Source organism: Luteolibacter arcticus (genome assembly GCF_025950235.1).
In the GTDB taxonomy this organism is placed as follows: domain Bacteria; phylum Verrucomicrobiota; class Verrucomicrobiia; order Verrucomicrobiales; family Akkermansiaceae; genus Haloferula; species Haloferula arctica.
On the sequence record NZ_JAPDDT010000017.1, the window covers coordinates 80,696 to 97,236 of the forward strand.

Annotated in this window: 12 protein-coding genes; 5 read left to right on the forward strand and 7 right to left on the reverse strand. The window is 63.4% G+C overall.

Features of this window, described 5'->3' with window-relative positions:
* Positions 1 to 2: 2 nt before the first annotated feature.
* Entirely contained in the window at positions 3 to 1,175 is a 1,173-nt protein-coding gene (locus tag OKA05_RS24775; protein ID WP_264489900.1) for a glycoside hydrolase family 88 protein, read from the reverse strand.
* Positions 1,176 to 1,499: 324 nt separating this feature from the next.
* Here OKA05_RS24775 and OKA05_RS24780 point away from each other — a divergent pair, with 324 nt between their 5' ends.
* Positions 1,500 to 3,773, forward strand: coding sequence for an alginate lyase family protein (locus tag OKA05_RS24780; protein ID WP_264489901.1), 2,274 nt, complete (start codon positions 1,500 to 1,502; stop codon positions 3,771 to 3,773).
* A gap of 184 nt (positions 3,774 to 3,957) precedes the next feature.
* Here the strand turns inward: OKA05_RS24780 and OKA05_RS24785 are convergent, their stop codons facing one another.
* Together OKA05_RS24785 and OKA05_RS24790 are read right to left on the reverse strand one after the other, a co-directional pair.
* Entirely contained in the window at positions 3,958 to 4,284 is a 327-nt protein-coding gene (locus OKA05_RS24785) for a YegP family protein (protein WP_264489902.1), read from the reverse strand.
* Positions 4,285 to 4,426: 142 nt separating this feature from the next.
* Positions 4,427 to 4,843 carry a ribosomal maturation YjgA family protein gene (locus OKA05_RS24790; RefSeq protein ID WP_264489903.1) on the reverse strand — a complete coding sequence of 139 codons (417 nt, stop codon included), beginning with the start codon at positions 4,841 to 4,843 and terminating at the stop codon, positions 4,427 to 4,429.
* Between the two features lie 109 nt (positions 4,844 to 4,952).
* Here OKA05_RS24790 and OKA05_RS24795 point away from each other — a divergent pair, with 109 nt between their 5' ends.
* From OKA05_RS24795 to OKA05_RS24810, 4 genes are all read left to right on the forward strand, one after another.
* Entirely contained in the window at positions 4,953 to 5,675 is a 723-nt protein-coding gene (locus OKA05_RS24795) for a hypothetical protein (protein WP_264489904.1), read from the forward strand.
* A 22-nt stretch (positions 5,676 to 5,697) separates the two neighbouring features.
* Complete coding sequence (locus tag OKA05_RS24800) at positions 5,698 to 6,222, forward strand: hypothetical protein (protein WP_264489905.1); 525 nt, start codon at positions 5,698 to 5,700, stop codon at positions 6,220 to 6,222.
* Between the two features lie 126 nt (positions 6,223 to 6,348).
* Positions 6,349 to 6,771 carry an OsmC family protein gene (locus tag OKA05_RS24805; RefSeq protein WP_264489906.1) on the forward strand — a complete coding sequence of 141 codons (423 nt, stop codon included), beginning with the start codon at positions 6,349 to 6,351 and terminating at the stop codon, positions 6,769 to 6,771.
* Positions 6,772 to 6,997: 226 nt separating this feature from the next.
* Positions 6,998 to 7,762 carry an SDR family NAD(P)-dependent oxidoreductase gene (locus tag OKA05_RS24810; protein WP_264489907.1) on the forward strand — a complete coding sequence of 255 codons (765 nt, stop codon included), beginning with the start codon at positions 6,998 to 7,000 and terminating at the stop codon, positions 7,760 to 7,762.
* A 287-nt stretch (positions 7,763 to 8,049) separates the two neighbouring features.
* Here OKA05_RS24810 and OKA05_RS24815 read toward each other — a convergent pair whose 3' ends face one another.
* The 4 genes from OKA05_RS24815 to OKA05_RS24830 all read right to left on the reverse strand — a co-directional run bounded on the left by OKA05_RS24815 (position 8,050) and on the right by OKA05_RS24830 (position 16,237).
* Positions 8,050 to 12,234 (reverse strand): LamG-like jellyroll fold domain-containing protein, encoded by a 4,185-nt coding sequence (locus OKA05_RS24815; RefSeq protein WP_264489908.1) that lies wholly within the window; start codon positions 12,232 to 12,234, stop codon positions 8,050 to 8,052.
* Between the two features lie 200 nt (positions 12,235 to 12,434).
* Positions 12,435 to 14,567: a serine/threonine protein kinase gene (locus OKA05_RS24820; RefSeq protein WP_264489909.1), complete on the reverse strand. Its 2,133-nt coding sequence runs from the start codon at positions 14,565 to 14,567 to the stop codon at positions 12,435 to 12,437.
* A 262-nt stretch (positions 14,568 to 14,829) separates the two neighbouring features.
* Positions 14,830 to 15,387, reverse strand: coding sequence for an ECF-type sigma factor (locus OKA05_RS24825; RefSeq protein ID WP_264489910.1), 558 nt, complete (start codon positions 15,385 to 15,387; stop codon positions 14,830 to 14,832).
* Positions 15,388 to 15,781: 394 nt separating this feature from the next.
* Positions 15,782 to 16,237, reverse strand: coding sequence for a hypothetical protein (locus OKA05_RS24830; RefSeq protein WP_264489911.1), 456 nt, complete (start codon positions 16,235 to 16,237; stop codon positions 15,782 to 15,784).
* Positions 16,238 to 16,541 lie beyond the last annotated feature (304 nt).

The following is a 16,541-nucleotide window of genomic DNA, read 5'->3' on the forward strand; positions in this document are numbered from 1 at the left end:
TTCTACCACCACGTCTCCCTCATCCCCATCTCCCGGGCAAGAGCCTCCATCAGGTAGTAGTCGCCCCAGCTCGTGTAGGCGCTCTTCGCTTGGCCCACGCCATCGCCGACTTGGCCGTGCTTCAATACACCCTCCACCGAGAGATCGGGGTCGAGGTAATCGTCCGAGCACAGCCGCTCAAGCAGCGCGTGCTTGGTGGCGGTGATCGATCCCTCCGCCGCGCCCAGCGCTTCAAGCTCCTGGAAGGCGCACACCGCCACCGCAGCAGCGGAAGAGTCGCGGAAAAACGGAGCCCCGGCGTCCAGGCCGAAGTCCCAGACCGGCACCACCTCATCGTCCAGCAGCGAAATGAACTTCCGCGCCACCCGCAGCGCGGCATCCAGATAGCGGGTATCGCCAGTGTAACGGCAAGCCATCGCGAAACCGTAGATCGCCCAAGTGGTGCCGCGCGCCCACTGGCTCTCGATACTACGCCCGCAGTAGTTGTCGCCACCGGCCGGCGAGCCGAGCTCGGGGTCGAAGCGGTAGGAGTGATAGACCGTGTCATCCGGACGGACGAACCAGCGCAGCGTGGTGTCACTGTGCCGGACGGCGATCTCCTTGAAACGCGGGTCGCCGCTTTCCTCCGATGCCCAGTGGAGCAGCGGCAGGTTCATCATGCAGTCGATGATCGCAAGCCCCGCGTAGTCGGTGCTCGCCTCGTCCATCCGTCCCCACGCGCGGATGTAATTTCCCTGTGGGATGAAGCGACCGGCCAGCACCTCCGCCGCCTTCAGCCCCAGCTCGCGATGCCGCGGGTCGCCGGTCAGCTTGTAGAGTGCAACCGAGTAGAGCGAGTAGAGGAAGCCGAGGTCATGCATCGTTTCCGCCGCATGCTCGCCGACCTTCGCGGCATACCACGGCTCGAGCCTTTCCACCTGGCGGATGAAATGCTCCTCCTCCGACTCGCGCCACGCCAGCAAGGCCATGCCGGTGATGAAGGAGCTGGTCCAGTTGCCGATCTCGTAAAAGCCCTCGTTCCACTCCGCATAGTGGCCATTCTCGGCGAATGCCCAGGTCGCCGGGCGGTCGGCGAGCGCCTCGATGTTGCGGCGCGTCTTGGCGACGCACAGGTCAAAGGCCCGGCGCAGCGATGCATTCGCGGAAACCGGGAGGGTGACAACGGCAGGGGTCATGAATAGCAGGAATTTGCGTTGAATTGAGGCCAGGGGAAAGCCCCGTTGCGGATCAAATTGGCAGGCGCCGCGCAGCTTGCCCGGAGCCGCGGCGGCCGCACTTCGTTTCGGTGTTTCCGTGGAAAGCGATCGCTGCAATGCCGACCCTTCCTGCGCTTTGGCGACTGTAGCCGCTTGCCTTGCCGGCCCGGCGGATGGAGAAAAGTATCCCCCACTACCGATTTTCCATGGAAAGCAGAAAGGACTCCCAAAGACAGGAAAACCGGACCGTTGCATCGTGTAAACTCCATCCCACGAAGTCCGCTTCCATCCCTTGTCCCTCTCATGAAGCTCCTCCGCTCCCTTTTCCTCCTGCCGCTCCTCTCTGCGCTCCTTCTCGGCGCCGCCGCCGCGCGCGACTTCATCCATCCCGGTGGCCTGCACACCCAGGCGGACTTCGACCGCATGAAAGCCAAGGTCGCCGCCAAGGAGCACCCCTGGATCGATGGCTGGGAGGCGCTCATCCGTGACCGCAAATCGGCCAGCGACTACCGCGCCGCTCCGCATCCCCACATGGGCAGCCGCCAGCGCGCGCAGGACGACGCCACCGCCGCCTACCTCAATGCCCTGCGCTGGGTCATTTCCGGCGAGAAGGCGCACGCCGAGTGCGCCGTGCGCATCCTCAATGGCTGGGCGTCCACCGTGAAGGAAGTCCCCCGCGGTACCGATCAGCCAGGCTTGAGCGGCATCCCCATCGGCAGCTTCGCCCTCGCCGCGGAAGTCCTGCGCACCTACCCCGGCTGGTCCGCCGCAGATCAGGAAAAGTTCAAGCGACTCCTGTTAGAATACTTCTACCCGGTATGCCACGACTTCCTGGTCCGCCACAATGGCGCCAGTGATTCCAACTACTGGGCGAACTGGGATACCTGCAACATGCGCGCCGTCCTCGCCATCGGCGTCTTCTGCGACGACCGCGCGAAGTTCGATGAAGCCGTCGACTACTTCAAGAATGGCCGCGGCATGGGCTCGCTCAAGAATGCAGTGCCCTTCCTCTATCCCGGTGGACTTGGCCAATGGCAGGAGAGCGGCCGCGACCAGGCCCACGCCATGGGCGGCATGGGATTGCTCGTGGAAATGTGCCAGGTCGCCTGGAACCAGGGTCTCGATCTCTTCGGCCACGACGACAACCGTCTGCTCGCCGGCGGCGAATACACCGCCCAATACACGTTGTGGAAAGGCGTCCCCTACACCTACTACACCAATAGCAGCCGCGCGAACCAGTACTACATCTCCCGTAATTACCAGGGACGCCTCGCGGCCTCCCACTTCGAGTTGCTGTACAACCACTACGTCGTCCGCCAGAAGCTCAAGGCCCCTCACGTCCAGCTCTTCGCGGAGTTTCGCCGGCCCGAGCCCGGCGAGGTCGATGTCTTCGGCTACGGCACTCTCACCTACACGCTCGACGCCGCCGCTTCACCCCTGGCCACCTCCCCGCCCCCCGTGCCGCGCGAACTCCGCGCCGAACCCGGCATCGACCGCATCGATCTGAAGTGGTCCCCCTCCGGTGCCTACAGCGCACATGGCTACGAGGTCTCCCGCGCCACCTCGCGCAATGGCCCATACACGTCCATCTACTCCACTAACAACTGGACGACACCGGCCTACACCGACACCGCTGTCGAGGCGGGCAAGACCTACCACTACACCATCGCCGCGCTCAACAATGCCGGCAAAAGCGAGTCCTCGGCCCCCGTCAGCGCCGAGCCAGCCAAGGGCGGCCCCTTGCCCTCCGCTTTCAAATCCGTCTCCACCGAAGGCATCACCTTCTCCGAAGCCGCCGGTCGCTCGTTCGTCGTCCCCGGCACTGGCCGCGATATCGACGGCAGCTTCGCCGGCCTGCCGGTCGAGGGCGACTTCGACCTCACCGCGCGTCTGATCGGGTGGCGCGGCCCCGTCGGGCTGATGGGCATTGTTGTGAGAGAGGAAGGCAACAAGTCCCCGCTCGCAGCAGCCATGACCCTCGGCGAAATCGGCGGCCGCCAAGCCCGCTTCCGCGCCCGCGACGACAAGGGCAAGACCGCAACCAAAGCCGGCAATGACTACACGTGGCTGCCCGTCTGGTTCCGCATCCAGCGCGATGGGGACGACTTCACCGCTTGGCAATCGCCCGATGGCATCGAGTGGTTCGAGGTCGGCAAGAGCACCGTCAAGCTCCCTCGCACCGCCTTGGCCGGCCTCCTCGTCAGCACCGGCGGCAACCCGCCCGGCACCAAAAAGGAAGACGCCCCGCAAGGCCTCTTCGACCACGTCACCATCGAACGAAAGCTGCCCTCGCCACCCGCCGCGCCCACCGCCCTCAAGGCGACCGCAACCAACAACGGCAACCCTAGTAGCAACGGCGTGATGACGCTCGTCTGGAAAAACGCACCGAACTCCGGCCAAGCCGGCATCAAAGTGGAAGCCTCGCTCAATGGCTCACCGTTCTACGAAATCGCCGACCTCCCCGCCGACGCCACCCGCTTCGAAAACACCGGCCTCAAGGATCCCGCCGCCCTCCGCTACCGCATCCGCGCCTACCACCGCGGCGGCTATTCCGCCTATTCAAGCGTCGCCCCTTAGATCGTGGATGGCGGATGGAAGACGGCCAGGCTTCCCGATAAGGGGTGTCGACGTTCCGTCGACACGACGTGGACAGAATATCCACGCTCCTTAGATTGGGGTTGGCTTTGAGACCCGCGTTCCGGGGAAGCCGCCCTCCCATCAGCCATCTACGTTCTGCCATCCACCATCTCCAATCTCCCACTCACTCTTCCTTCACCGTCGTGCTCGGGCTATTAGCCTGCACTGACGCGATGCCACCGTCCCGCGCCGTCTCGGAGGAATACATCTCGCTCGTCCCGATGATCTGCCCGTTCGCCGCCTTCAGCACGAAGTAAGGTTGACTCGCCGAAGAAGTCTTCTTCTCGAAGTTCGTCGCATCCGGGCCGTTCTTCCGGACCGACTCAATCCCACCCTCCGCCCCTGCCTTCGAGTCATAGCTCTGACTGGTGAGGATTACCTCGTGATTCCCGGCATGCAGCGTGAAGCGATGTGACGCCCCGCCCTTCAATCTGTAATATCCTTGGGCCATGGTGCCCTGTTAGCCGACCACCCCCCATCTGTCGAGCCGCGAACGAATGTCCCCTTCATCTCACCTAGCGGAGCGGCCGCGCCGCTACAGCGGGGTGAGGACCGCCAACTGCCCTCGACCCCCTTCTCGGCCTTTCCACCGATCACCTATCACTGCTCACTCGGCACTTCTTCCAAATTTCGCCCATCACCCCCAGCCCCACGCCCACCGCGTAGCACAGCAAATCCGTCGTCACCCATCCCCTCCCCAACACCAAGCCGCCGACCCGTGTCGCCCGGATCCGGTTGATCCACTCCGCCTCATAGAGCTGGCTGATCTCCACTCCGAACGAAATCCCCAGCGCCGCCAAACCGATCACGCCGGTCTTCGCGCGCGGAAATAGGAACCCCAGGATCAAGAACACCATCAATGCCCACAGCGTGTCCCCCGCATAGCTCCTGATGAAGTCCGGAAGGAACGATGCCGCCCGCGACGATCGAGACACCAGCCCCGCCGCAATCGTCACCGCAATCCATCCAGCATACACCAGTCGACTACGCCGCATGCGGAAGACTTTCACGTTAGCCCCACACTTCACAATCTTCCCGATTCACGAAAACCAACAACCCTCCCCGCCCCGGCCATTTCCCTTTCGTTCCAGGATTTATCGACTCTATTGAAGCCCAACCATGACGACGAACTCCTTCATTCCCAGCCCGCCCCGGCAAGCCCTGCTGCCGGTCATCGCCCTGATGGCGGCACTGGTCCTTCCCTCCTTCGCGAGAGATCCCGGACCACCTTCGAATCCAGGCACCCCCAAGACCGCTCCGGCTCACAGCGGACGCCCCTCCGCCGTCGCGCCGGCGAGAAAGGCCGCACCCGCCCCCATCCGGCGGGGAATGCAGGCCCGCCCCGACCCGCGCTATCGACCGGCAGCGAACTTCGCCGAGCTCCAGGCCATCGCCGGTGAAGTCGCGCGCGCCTCCGGCCGCAAGATCCACTGGCGTCTCCGGCATGGAGAAAACCCCGGCCCCTTGGTCAGGATCCGCGGCACCCTCGCGGACTGCACCATCTTCATCCATCCCATCGCTGCGAAGAAACTGCCCGCGAATACCTGGGCATTCCTCTTCGGCCACGAGTTCGCGCACATGACCGAACAGCTTGGCGCGCACACCGACACCAATCCTGACGTCGAGCTGAAGGCCGACATCGCCGGAGCCCGCTACGCGATGGCCGCCGGCTTCCGTCTCGATTCCTTCCTCGGTTGGGTGCTCACCGAGCCGAACAAGGAAACATCCTCCCATGGCTCCCTGCATCGCCGTGTCGAGTCGATCGCCAAGCGGCTCGGCATCCGCCAGAATGCGATCCGCTCAGAGGCCCAGCTCTATTCGAAGTATCGGACTCGCCACTAGACTTGCAGTAATCCATCGAACCATGCATCTCCCGACCCTGGCGAAATATCTCCTCGTCGCATGGATGTTACCCGTTGGCATCGTCGTAATCGCCCGGACCTTCTCTCCCGACCCCGGCCAGTCTCGCTCGGATTTCCAAAGCGCCACCTTCACGCCCGCGCGCATCTGGACCACGGAGCATCAGGGCACCAGGCGCTCGGACTACTTCGAACTCCGGGTCCAGAGCCCGGCGGGAGAGTTCTTCTTCCATCGCGATCCCAACCCCGAACCAATCCAGCAACTCGGTGCCAGAATCCCCCGGGACCGGCCCTTGGCACTGCTCTATCAGAGCGGGCATGAAGGAAATGTCCTGATGGAGATTGCCGACGGGAGTCCCGGTGCTTCCACCTCGTTCCTTTCCTTCAGCGACATCATGGCCGAGTACGCCGCAAGGAGAAGGCTGGTCTATATCGTCGCCGCCATCTGGTTCACGCTCGCCAATCTCATTTCGTGGGCATTGTGGAAGGCCGTGCCAAATCCCCCGGCAACCGTGACCGACGGGCCCTGAGCCTGAGCCGTTTCCGAAGGCCGGAGACAGGAAAGCCCCTTGCAGGATGGCGGACGCGTGCTCTTCTCTCCGGCAATGATCCGGTCACATCCGCGATCTTTTCCCCAACCCCAAAGAAGTACAACCATGAAACAAAAAGCATCCGCCCAATGGCAGGGATCCCTCAAGGAAGGGTCCGGCATCCTCAGCACCGGCTCCGGCGCCCTCGTCGAGAAGCCCTACTCCTTCAAGACCCGCTTCGAAGGCGAGCAGGGCACCAACCCCGAGGAACTCATCGGCGCCGCCCACGCAGGCTGCTTCTCGATGGCCTTCTCGATGATCCTCGGCATGGCCGGCTTCACGCCTGACAAGATCGCCACCACCGCGACGATCTCGCTGGAGCCCAAGGACGGCGGCTTCGCCATCACCGCCAGCCACCTCGACGTCACCGCCACCATCCCCGGCATCGATGACGCCACTTTCCAGGACCTCGCCGCCAAGGCCAAGGCCGGCTGCCCCGTCTCCAAGGTGCTGAATGCCGAGATTACCATGGAAGCCCGGTTAGGCTAACGATCCAAGGTCCCGAATCAAATCATGCTCCAGCGATCCCGGAGGGATCCCAGCGAGTAGCCGGTGGTCGAAGCCGCGCAGCGGCGAAGACCACCGGACCAAAACGGAAAGCGAAAGGAACCCCGGAGGGGATTCCAGCCGGGCCGGACCTACACCGCGGTATCGAACAGATCGCAACTCCTTCGCCCCGGCCAAGCCCCCAATTTAGCGCCAGCCACTGACCACCATGAGCACGCCGGAGAAGAACTTGCAGGGAAAGGTCGCGCTCGTCACCGGAGCCTCCCGCGGCCTCGGGGTCGCCATCGCCCATGCGCTGGCAGACCGCGGTGCCGATATCGCCATCACCTACGCCTCGTCCGCGGCCAAAGCCGATGAAGTCGTCACCTCCCTGCAAGCAAAGGGAGTGCGGGCCATCGCCATCCAGACCGACCAAGGCGATCCCACCCAGGCGGCAGCCGTGATTCAAAGAGTCGTCGCCGATCTCGGCGGACTCGATATCCTGGTGAACAACGCCGCCGTCGCCGTGCAGGGCAAGCTCGTCGGCTCGCCCGAGATGGACCAGGATCACGCGGCGCTCGACCGCATGTGGGCGATCAATGTCCACGGCGTGATCGCCTGCATTCGCGCGGCGGCCCAGGTTCTGCCGGAAGGCGGGCGCATCATCACCATCGGCTCCGGTGTCAGCTCGCGCGTCGGCTTTCCCGGCGCAGCCGACTACGCCGGCACCAAGGCTGCGGTCACCGGCTACTCGAAGGGCGCGGCCCGCGACCTCGGCCCGCGCAAGATCACCGTCAATGTCGTGCAAGCCGGCCTGATGGAAACCGAAATGGCCGCCGAAGCCGGCGTGGCCGAATTCCTCTTCCCCACGCTGGCCATCCAGCGATTTGGCAAGCTGGAAGAAATCGCCGCGGTCGCGACCTTCCTCGCTAGCCCTGACGCCTCCTATGTCACCGGCGCGGTCGTCAGTGCCGAGGGTGGATACGGCGCATGACGACCATCTCATGCGTTTCGTTCCGCCCCATGAATCTCTACCCAATGGATGCCCGGCAGCGTTCCCACGAATTGAAAGATGCCGAAGCCCATCGATCCCGGAGGGATCGCAGCCAGTAGCCGGTGGTCGCAGCCGCAGAGCGGCAAAGACCACCGGACCAAAGGGAAAGCAAAAGGAATCCCGGAGGGGATTCTAGCCAGGCTCGAAGCACACCGCGTCACCTAACAACCCACACCAAGTCGGAACGTGTGCGGGAATACCCGCCGTGTCCGCGATCGACACCCCCCTCACTCCTGCACCACGCGCAGCCGCGCGAAGCCCGTGGCGGCATCCTCGATCGGCACCTCATAGTACCAGGTGAAGATCTCGAAGTCCCCATCATCGAGCGCCGGCCCCGCTTCGCTGATATTGGCCGCCGCAGCAGGCGTTACAAGCTCCGCCAGCGTCGCAGCACCTTCCGGAATCAAGGTAACACCCGGCCGATCCTTGCGAATGCGGAAGCTGAAGCCGAGGTAGCTCTTTTCACCGGCAAGGCCCACTGCCTCGGCGGACAAGCGACTCGCCGACGGCATTTGGCCACTCCCACCCGAGCTTGGATCAGAGCCTTGGAGCCACTCGATGATGTTGGAAAGCCCGTCCCCATCCGCATCGAATTCCGCCCCGCCCTCCCCTACCGGAAACGACTGCTGGATCGCCCACCAATGGTAGCCGCGTGGAACGGCGACCGCAGCGGGAGGAACTGCCATCGCCTTCACCTCGGTCGCATCCAGCGCGCGAGCGAAGATGCGGAAGTCATCGATGGCCCCATTGAAAAGCGGATCGGGCCACTGGCTCTTGCCGAGATAGTTCACTGCCGGCGCGATCTGGGCGGGATCGATGGTGATCGCGCCGCTCGCAGCCGCCACGCCATTCACATACATCGTGCCGGTATTCCCCGAGAGCACGACAGCCACATGGGTCCACTCGCCGACCGCCGGTGCCGCGGTCTCGATGAACTGCGGAGCGGTATTCCCCGTGGTGGTGATCGTGAAGCGCAAGGTGCCGCCGCTAGACCCGGGGGTGAGGAAGAAATTCTGCGTGGTGTTGTTGCCGAAGTCGAAAATCCGCTGCCACGCATTCCCTCCATCCCATCGGAAGCGCACGGCAAAGGTGCAATCCGTGAGATCGGAAGCGATACCGACGGGAAGCTGCAGGAAGTCATCGGTTCCATCCAGATCCACGGCCTGATCGAAAACACCGGCAGTATAGCTCGGCGAGCCGGTCGTGCTCGCATGGATCGCTCCAACCGAGCCACTCGCATTGCCGTCGAACTCCAAATGGACCCGCAGATCGGCGGCTGGCTGGACATGGAGAGTCAGATCGAGATCCGTCGCAAGGAGACCACTTGTAGTGGCACGGACCCGGAAAGGCAAAGTGCCGCTGTCGGAACTACTAGGAACACCGGAGATGCGTCCATCCGACTCCACACCCAGCCAAGCAGGGCCGCCGACCTTCGACCAAGTGATGCTGCCCGGAGAAACGGTGGCGGCACCCCCCAATGACGCTTCATAGGGACTTCCCACCGTGGCCGCGACAAGCACGCGCGGATTGATGGTGACCGTCGGCGCATTGCCGTTTCGCAGCGTGTTGATCTCCGTCGCGGTGAGCACCCGATGAAAGACATTGAACTCTTCGATGCGGCCGTTGAAGTAAGGATCCGCAGCAAACATGCTACGACCGAGATAGTTCAGCGTGGGCCGGATGTCCGACGGTTTGATCGTGATGCCCGGTTCGGTGTCGGCGAGCGTCCCATTGACATAGAGTTTCCCGGTCCCGCCACCGAGCGTCACTGCCACATGAGTCCAGGCCCCGGCAGTGAGAGCCCCGGTCTCGACCACCTTCTCCGTGCCATTGTTCAGGATCACGAACCGCAGCGTGTTCGTTCCCGACTTCGGCGTGAGGAAGAGATAGCTGCCGGTGCCAGTGCCGAAGTCGAAGATGCGCTGCCAGTTTGCACCACCGTCCCACTGCACCCAGGTGGCAAGGGTGATCTCGTCTCCCGAAGCGATGCCCCCGGGAAGCACGACATGATCGTCAGTGCCGTCGAGATCGATGGCCTGACCCTTCTGGCCCGCGACATAGGCCGCCCCACCAGCAACGGTGGCATTCGCGATGCCCGCGGTGGCGAGCGCGCTGTTGTTGAATGCGTAGCGCGCGAGCGGATCGGCACCACCCACGTTGATCGGAATAAGCACATCGCTCACCGCCCCACCGGCCGAAGTCGCACGAATGAACAACTGGCTCGGTCCCGCATCGGCGATGCGCGGCACACCGAACAACGAACCATCAGCCGCGACGGCAAGCCATGCCGGACCGCCGAGCTTGCTGAAAGTCGCCGCAGGGCTGCCGACAGCGAGTTGGGAGGCGAGGCTTCCAGTGAAAACCTGATCCACCACCGGGCTGCCGATCGTCGGCGAGGCGACGAGCTGCGGCGCCGTGGACCCGGCAAGCGCCGTCACCTGCGCATCGCTCAACGCGTAATTGAAGAAGCGCGTGTCGTCTAACAAACCACCGAACAGCGCATCCGGATACTGGCTCTTGCCCAGGTAGTTCGTCTCGGTGCCGAGCTGCGAGGGATTGTAAGTCATCGCCGGGTTGGTGTTCACCAGGCCGCCATTCACGAAGAGCTTGCCGGTATCACCGGAAATCGTCACGGCAAGGTGAGTCCACACACCCGCCGTGAGCTGGGTCGTATTGAGCTGCTGCTCCGCCCCGTTGTTATACTTGATCGTGAAGCGCAGCGTGTTGCCCCCGGACCTCGGCGTGAGAAACATGTTGCTGGCCTGCCCGTTGCCTAGGTCGAAGATCCGCTGCCACTGGTTGCCGCCGTTCCACTTCACCCAGCCGCCAAAGGAGAAGTCGTTGCTGTCGCCGAGCCGGCCGGGCAGTGCTAGATAGTCATCCGTGCCATCCAGCGAGAGCGCCTTGCCGTGCTTGCCGGCCACGTGCTTTGGCGTGCCATAGACCAGCGGGTTGTTGCCGCTCTGGGTATCGCGGATGCTGTCTTCGAAGAGGTAGCTGGCATTCCCGGAGGACCCGGTGTTCGGCACCACCTGCTGATAAGCCATCGGCGAGAGTCGATCGCGATACATCGTGCCCATCGGCGTGAGGCTGCCATCCTCGTAGTGCGTGTCGCGGAACCACTCGACATTGCTATACACCGCGTAGCGCTCGATCCACGGCGTGTTATCCATCATCGTCACCATCGCCTCGATCACGTTCCGGTTCTGCGTGGCATCGGGATCGTGGGCGTTGTCGGTCCAGTTGGCACCGTTGTTGAACTCGGTCACCCAGATCGGCTTTCCCGTGGCGTCATAGATGCTCTTGAGGAAATTGTACATCGCGGTGGTCGCGCCGGACGGGCTGTTGCCGGAGTAGCTCCGGTAGTAGTGGACCGGCACATAGTCGACCCGCTTGCCCGCGGCATTCGCCTGATTCATGAAATCGACGATCCACGAGGAGCCGCCATCGGTGACGGCGGGCGCACCGACGCGCAGGCCGGTCCCCAGCAGTTCGTTCCAGCGGCCCACGGCGTCGGAAACCGAGCCCTGGGGGTTCAGGTTCTTCCAAGCGTCTTCCACATTGTTGTTAGGCTCGTTGAAACCCAGCACGTGGCTGACCTGTTGGTTCCGATAGTCGCCCACGCCGCCGAGACCCGGCCAAAAGGGCTGCTGCTTGATCGGCACATACTCCCAGTTCCGCGCGGAGTTCTGGCTGTTGCTCCAGTTGTAGTGCCACTTCGCGTTCAGCGCGACGGGATCGACATCGCACGAGCCCTTCTTGCTGACCCACCGCCACGGATAGACGCGCACGAAGCTGACCGTGCCGTCCAGGCCGGCAGGCATGAAGGACACCTCGAGATCGCTGTCCTGCGCGACGAAGTTCCGGCTGGAAACCGTGCCGTCCTCATTCGCCGCGAAGGTGGCGGTGTAGCCGCGCTTGAGGATGAAGGAGCGGATCTTGTCGGCGAAGATGCCGAGCCCCGCATTGTTGTAGCCCGTATAGGTGGCAAGCTTCGCCGCAGTCCCGGTCATCTGCGTGCCCGTGAAGACCTCCAGCGGCCGGAAGCCCGGCGGCTGCGGGATGACCACCGCGCCGTTCACGTATTGGACGACCCGCACATTCGTATCCGCCACCGCCGTGGCACCGTTCACCCGCACGCGGGAGACCAGGTTTGAGACCACGGTCGCCGGCGCGATATTGGGAAAGAAGACCCACGAGTCCTCGGAGTTCAGGTGAATGATGCATCCCGGGATCGGATCACCAGTGCCGGTCACGTGGAGCTCGGAATGCCCCGTCATCGTCACCGTCGCGGAAGTCAGCGTGGCGTAGGTGGCCTTCTCATTGTCGAGCGTCTGCCCCCCGGCGAGACCCGAGAATGACCAGAACAGGCACAGCGCGGCACGGCGCAGGAATGAAGGCAAGGCGGGCATGGGTTTGGGTTCGCCTGGGCGCGGCGGGGTTCAGCCGGGAATCCGGCTCCTGAGGGATTAACGGATTCTGGCCTAGGAACCCGACAATGTCCCGGATTTCGCCTCGATTTGGCGCACACATTCCCCCTCGGCCCTGCTCCAGCCCGCAATTTGCACGCCTGGGAGCAGGAATCAGCACCCACAGATCCGCCAAAGCCCCATCACGGACCCAGCGAACGCAGCGCCTCGTCTAAAAGCAGCTTCGCATTCACCCAGTCGAACCAATAGCCACCCTCCCCATCCCGGATGACCTCGCTCCCGCCGGTATTCTTCTCGATGACATCCTGCGACATCTGGATGCCGAGCAGCGCGTTCGCCTTGCGGCCTTCAAGGCTGTCGATCATCGCCAGAATCAGCCGCACGGATGTATCTTTCGAGGGATTGTCCAGCGGATAGGAAAGACTCCGGTGAAGCCATGCCGTGGCCTGCTTGAAATCGCCCTCCCGATAGCATTTCAACCCGAGCACAAAGCAACTCCAACTGGCCAGATAGGGACTGCTGCCAATCCAGCCCTCGGTCTCATTCACCGCCGATTCGACGAAGCTCGCCACCCCTTGGAGCTTCTGGAGGGTCTCCGGGCTGGCTGGCCTCAGGAGCGACGCCTTCAACAACTGCTCCGCCACCTGCGGATTCTTCGTGCCGGAAAACCGCTGGATCGCAAACTCGCGGAACTCATCGTACTCGCCCAACTTGCCGGCGTAGCACAAGGCCGAAGCCGCCGGCATGATGTGAAACGAGACGCTGTTGTCATCGGAATCATCGACCGCCGCCCGAGCGTGGACGATGGACGCGAAGCGATCGGCCGCCGGTCCCGGGCGACCCGCAGCCCAGTGCCAGTCCGCCATCTTGCGATAACTCTCGGCGGCCTCCAGAGACACGGGAGTGCGGGCCACCGGGATTCCTCCCAGCAGCTTGTCCGCCTCCTCGATGTTACCGCGGCCAAGCTGCACCGCCGCCTGCGCAACCTGCTCGCGAAATTCCGCCGCTTCGCGCAACCCCGTCTCCACCACGCGGGCTTCTTCGGCCACGCGGTTCAGCCGCGCCTGCTCCTCGCGGGCCGCCTTCTCGAGGAAGAACAACCGCGTCGAAACACCGAAACCCGCCACCAGCGCGATCACCGCGACACTGCCCGCGGCGAAGACGATCTTGTTACGTCTCACCAGTTTGCCCAGCCGGTAGCTGCGGCTCGGTGGACGCGCCATCACCGGCTCGTCGTTCAAGACCCGGATCACATCGGCGGACAGGCCGTTGGCCGTGTCGTAGCGCCGCTTGCGCTCTTTCGCCATCGCCTTGATCACGATCCAGTCGAGATCCCCGCCCCTGCCCTCGCCCGCCACCACCGATGGCGGCGGCGGTTCTTCCTCGCGCAGGATCCGCCGAGTTTCCTCGATGCCCGACTGCGTCAGCCGCTTCGCCTCGAACGGCGGCCGCCCGGCGACCAACTCGTAAAGCATCACGCCCAGGCTGTAGATGTCGCTGCGGGTGTCGATGTCCACCCCGCCTTCCGCTTGCTCCGGACTCATGTAGGCCGGCGTGCCGACAAACTGGCCGGCCACCGTGAAAGTCACATCGCCCCCGGAACTCCCTCCCGTCGCCTTGGCGATGCCGAAGTCGATCACCTTCGGCTCCGGCACCCCATCGTGCTGCCGCACCAGCACGTTGGATGGCTTGATGTCGCGATGAATCACGCCCTTCTGGTGGGCGTGCTGGATCGCCTGGCAAACCTTCACGAATAGCTCCAGCCGCTTGCGGAGGTCCAGGCCATGCATCGTGCAGAAGTCAGTGATCCTCTCGCCGTCCACGAGCTCCATTACGAAGTAAGGCCGCCCTGATCCCGTCGCTCCGGCATCCAGCACGCGCGCGATATTGGGATGATCCATTAGCGCCAGCGCCTGCCGCTCGGCCCGGAAGCGGGCGATCACGTTCTCCGTGTCCATGCCCAGCCGGATGATCTTGAGCGCCACCTTCCGCTTCACCGGCTCTTGCTGCTCGGCCAGATAAACCACACCGCAGCCGCCCTCCCCGATGCGCTCGATCAGCCGGTAGCGGCCGATCGCTCCACCGATCCCCTCGTTCCCTCCCGACACGGCCTCCGTGCCGCTCCCTTCGGGTCCCAGTTCCGGCTGCAGGTCGAAGAAGCTCTCCGCGGTCGGCTCCAGCCCTAACAGATCCTCGAGCTGCTGGCGCACGCCCGGGTCCGATGTCGCCACGAACTCTAGAAAGCGCTGCTGCTCCTCCGGCTTGGAAAAGCCGGTCGCTGCGGAGAACAGGACTTTTTCGAGGAAGGGTTCCATCGGGACCGCCTTTGACGAACGCCGTAAGCCGGGGCCCTTGGCAATCTCCAAGTGTGGCCTCGCTTGCCCGGGAGGTCTTCCGGAAAATGTCGCATCAGGATGTCGCGCCATGTTTCGCCGCTACCAAATAAGCTGCCAATCGGATCGCTCGAATCTTCGTCAGGGTAATCTCGTCCGCGAATCGCGCGGACCTCTTCCACTATCAGCGGATTCCGACGCGCTCACCCGACAGGGGTGATTTACTTTTCAGAACCCCGTTCGATCACGCCTCGTCCCGGATCATCTGCAGCAGCTTCGCCCGCGCATACGCCCATTGGCGTTCGATGGTCCGCTCGGCCACGCCATCCATCTCGGCGATCTCCTTGTTGGTCAGCCCGCCGAAAAACTTGAGCGTGATCACCCTCGCGCTGTCCGGGTCGCGCTCTTCCATCCGGTCCATCATCTCATCCACCAGCAGCACCCGCTCGTCTACCGACGGCCCCTCGATGTCGAGGTCCTGGATATCGAGCACCTCCTTACCCTCACCGCGCTTGAGGCTCGCCTTGGCACGCGCCCGGTCGACGAGGATGCGCCGCATCGACTGCGCCGCCGCGCGGAAAAAGTGCGCGCGGTCGTTCCACTTCATCTCCTCCTCACCGGACAACCGCAGCCATGCCTCATGCACCAGGGCGGTCGCCTGCAAGGTCTGCCCTTCCCGTTCGGAAGCGAGCCCACGTGCTGCAAGCGCACGCAACTCGTCATAAACGAGCGGCAACAACTCGGACGAAACCTGCCCGCCATTTTGGCTGGCCGCTTCGAGGATACGGCGGATGTCGTTCAAAGAAGGGTTTCCCATACTTAACCGCGAGTGCGGCGGCTGTCCATCGCCGTCGTTTCAAATGGCAGCATAGCCAGTAGCCAAGTAGCTGGGGCATCTTGCCCCAGTCCGTTGGAGGGGCGTCCCGCCCCTCCGCCTTGCACGTGTTCCAACCAATCCGGCGACGACTCACTTTTTCGCGTCGGGTTTCACGTCGCGACCGCGCTTGTCCAATCGAGCGCAGCCATCGGGTGCGGGTTCGATCGTCGTGCTCGATAGGGTTTCCGGATGCCGTGCTCGGGCTTTCGCACGGTGACCGGTCGCTGCGTCCGGCAAGGGGATCATGGGTTTCTCCCACCGGGCGCAGCACCACTCCTGAACACTCCAAATGGCGGGAAGCCTATCTTGGTGCCGGTCTTCAATCAATCTGCGTCGCGACTCCCATCTGCGCCGCCATCGCCTTGGGCACTCCGAAGTTCACCTGTTGGGAATGTGTATCGACGACCGGGCCGGAAGCGCTGCCCTGATGGAGCACAAGCCGGACATTGTAGTTCTGTCCCGACCGGATGCGCGTGAGAGCCGGCGACTCCACATTCAGGCTCTTGACGGGATAGCTGAACCGCTTGGTCACGCGAATCGGCTGCCCGCTCCCACCGGGATTCTCGAACTCCACCTGAGCCGTATAGGCTCCCGGCTTCAGATCGCGGAACGTATAGGACACCGAGTAGTGAACCTTCCGGGGCTGGCCATGCATCATGAACCCCGCACCCTCGGTCGCCACATGGTTCGAGGTCACGGGATCAGGCAAGGACGAGGAAGAGACACAGGATTGCAGCAATCCGGCAGCGAGGCTCAGCAAAAGTAGTTTCTTCATGGGAAATGGATCTTCCTTGGTTAGGGATTCGGCCCTCTCCGTTCAAGGGAAGAAACGGAACGCCCATCTCTCACACCAGCCGCGGGAGGTTTAAAACAAGCCGCCTTGGGTGAGAACGCTTGAACGCGGCCTCTTCTTCCGCCGCGCCCTGCTGCCGAATTACTTCAACCCGGATGTCGGGTTCGTGCGGGAAAATCCGATTCTTAAACTGAGACTGCCGCCTTGCCCAATTGGCAGCTCAAGGACGAACCCGGTCCCTTTCAAACCCATGTCCCAGCCATCTTCATCTTCTCGTAGGCGCCTC

Excerpts from the sequence above, each read along its gene's own strand:
- OKA05_RS24775 (WP_264489900.1), bottom strand. The coding sequence starts at position 1,175 with ATGACCCCTGCCGTTGTCACCCTCCCGGTTTCCGCGAATGCATCGCTG.
- OKA05_RS24780 (WP_264489901.1), top strand. The coding sequence starts at position 1,500 with ATGAAGCTCCTCCGCTCCCTTTTCCTCCTGCCGCTCCTCTCTGCGCTC.
- OKA05_RS24785 (WP_264489902.1), bottom strand. The coding sequence starts at position 4,284 with ATGGCCCAAGGATATTACAGATTGAAGGGCGGGGCGTCACATCGCTTC.
- OKA05_RS24795 (WP_264489904.1), top strand. The coding sequence starts at position 4,953 with ATGACGACGAACTCCTTCATTCCCAGCCCGCCCCGGCAAGCCCTGCTG.
- OKA05_RS24800 (WP_264489905.1), top strand. The coding sequence starts at position 5,698 with ATGCATCTCCCGACCCTGGCGAAATATCTCCTCGTCGCATGGATGTTA.
- OKA05_RS24805 (WP_264489906.1), top strand. The coding sequence starts at position 6,349 with ATGAAACAAAAAGCATCCGCCCAATGGCAGGGATCCCTCAAGGAAGGG.
- OKA05_RS24810 (WP_264489907.1), top strand. The coding sequence starts at position 6,998 with ATGAGCACGCCGGAGAAGAACTTGCAGGGAAAGGTCGCGCTCGTCACC.
- OKA05_RS24815 (WP_264489908.1), bottom strand. The coding sequence starts at position 12,234 with ATGCCCGCCTTGCCTTCATTCCTGCGCCGTGCCGCGCTGTGCCTGTTC.
- OKA05_RS24820 (WP_264489909.1), bottom strand. The coding sequence starts at position 14,567 with ATGGAACCCTTCCTCGAAAAAGTCCTGTTCTCCGCAGCGACCGGCTTT.
- OKA05_RS24830 (WP_264489911.1), bottom strand. The coding sequence starts at position 16,237 with ATGAAGAAACTACTTTTGCTGAGCCTCGCTGCCGGATTGCTGCAATCC.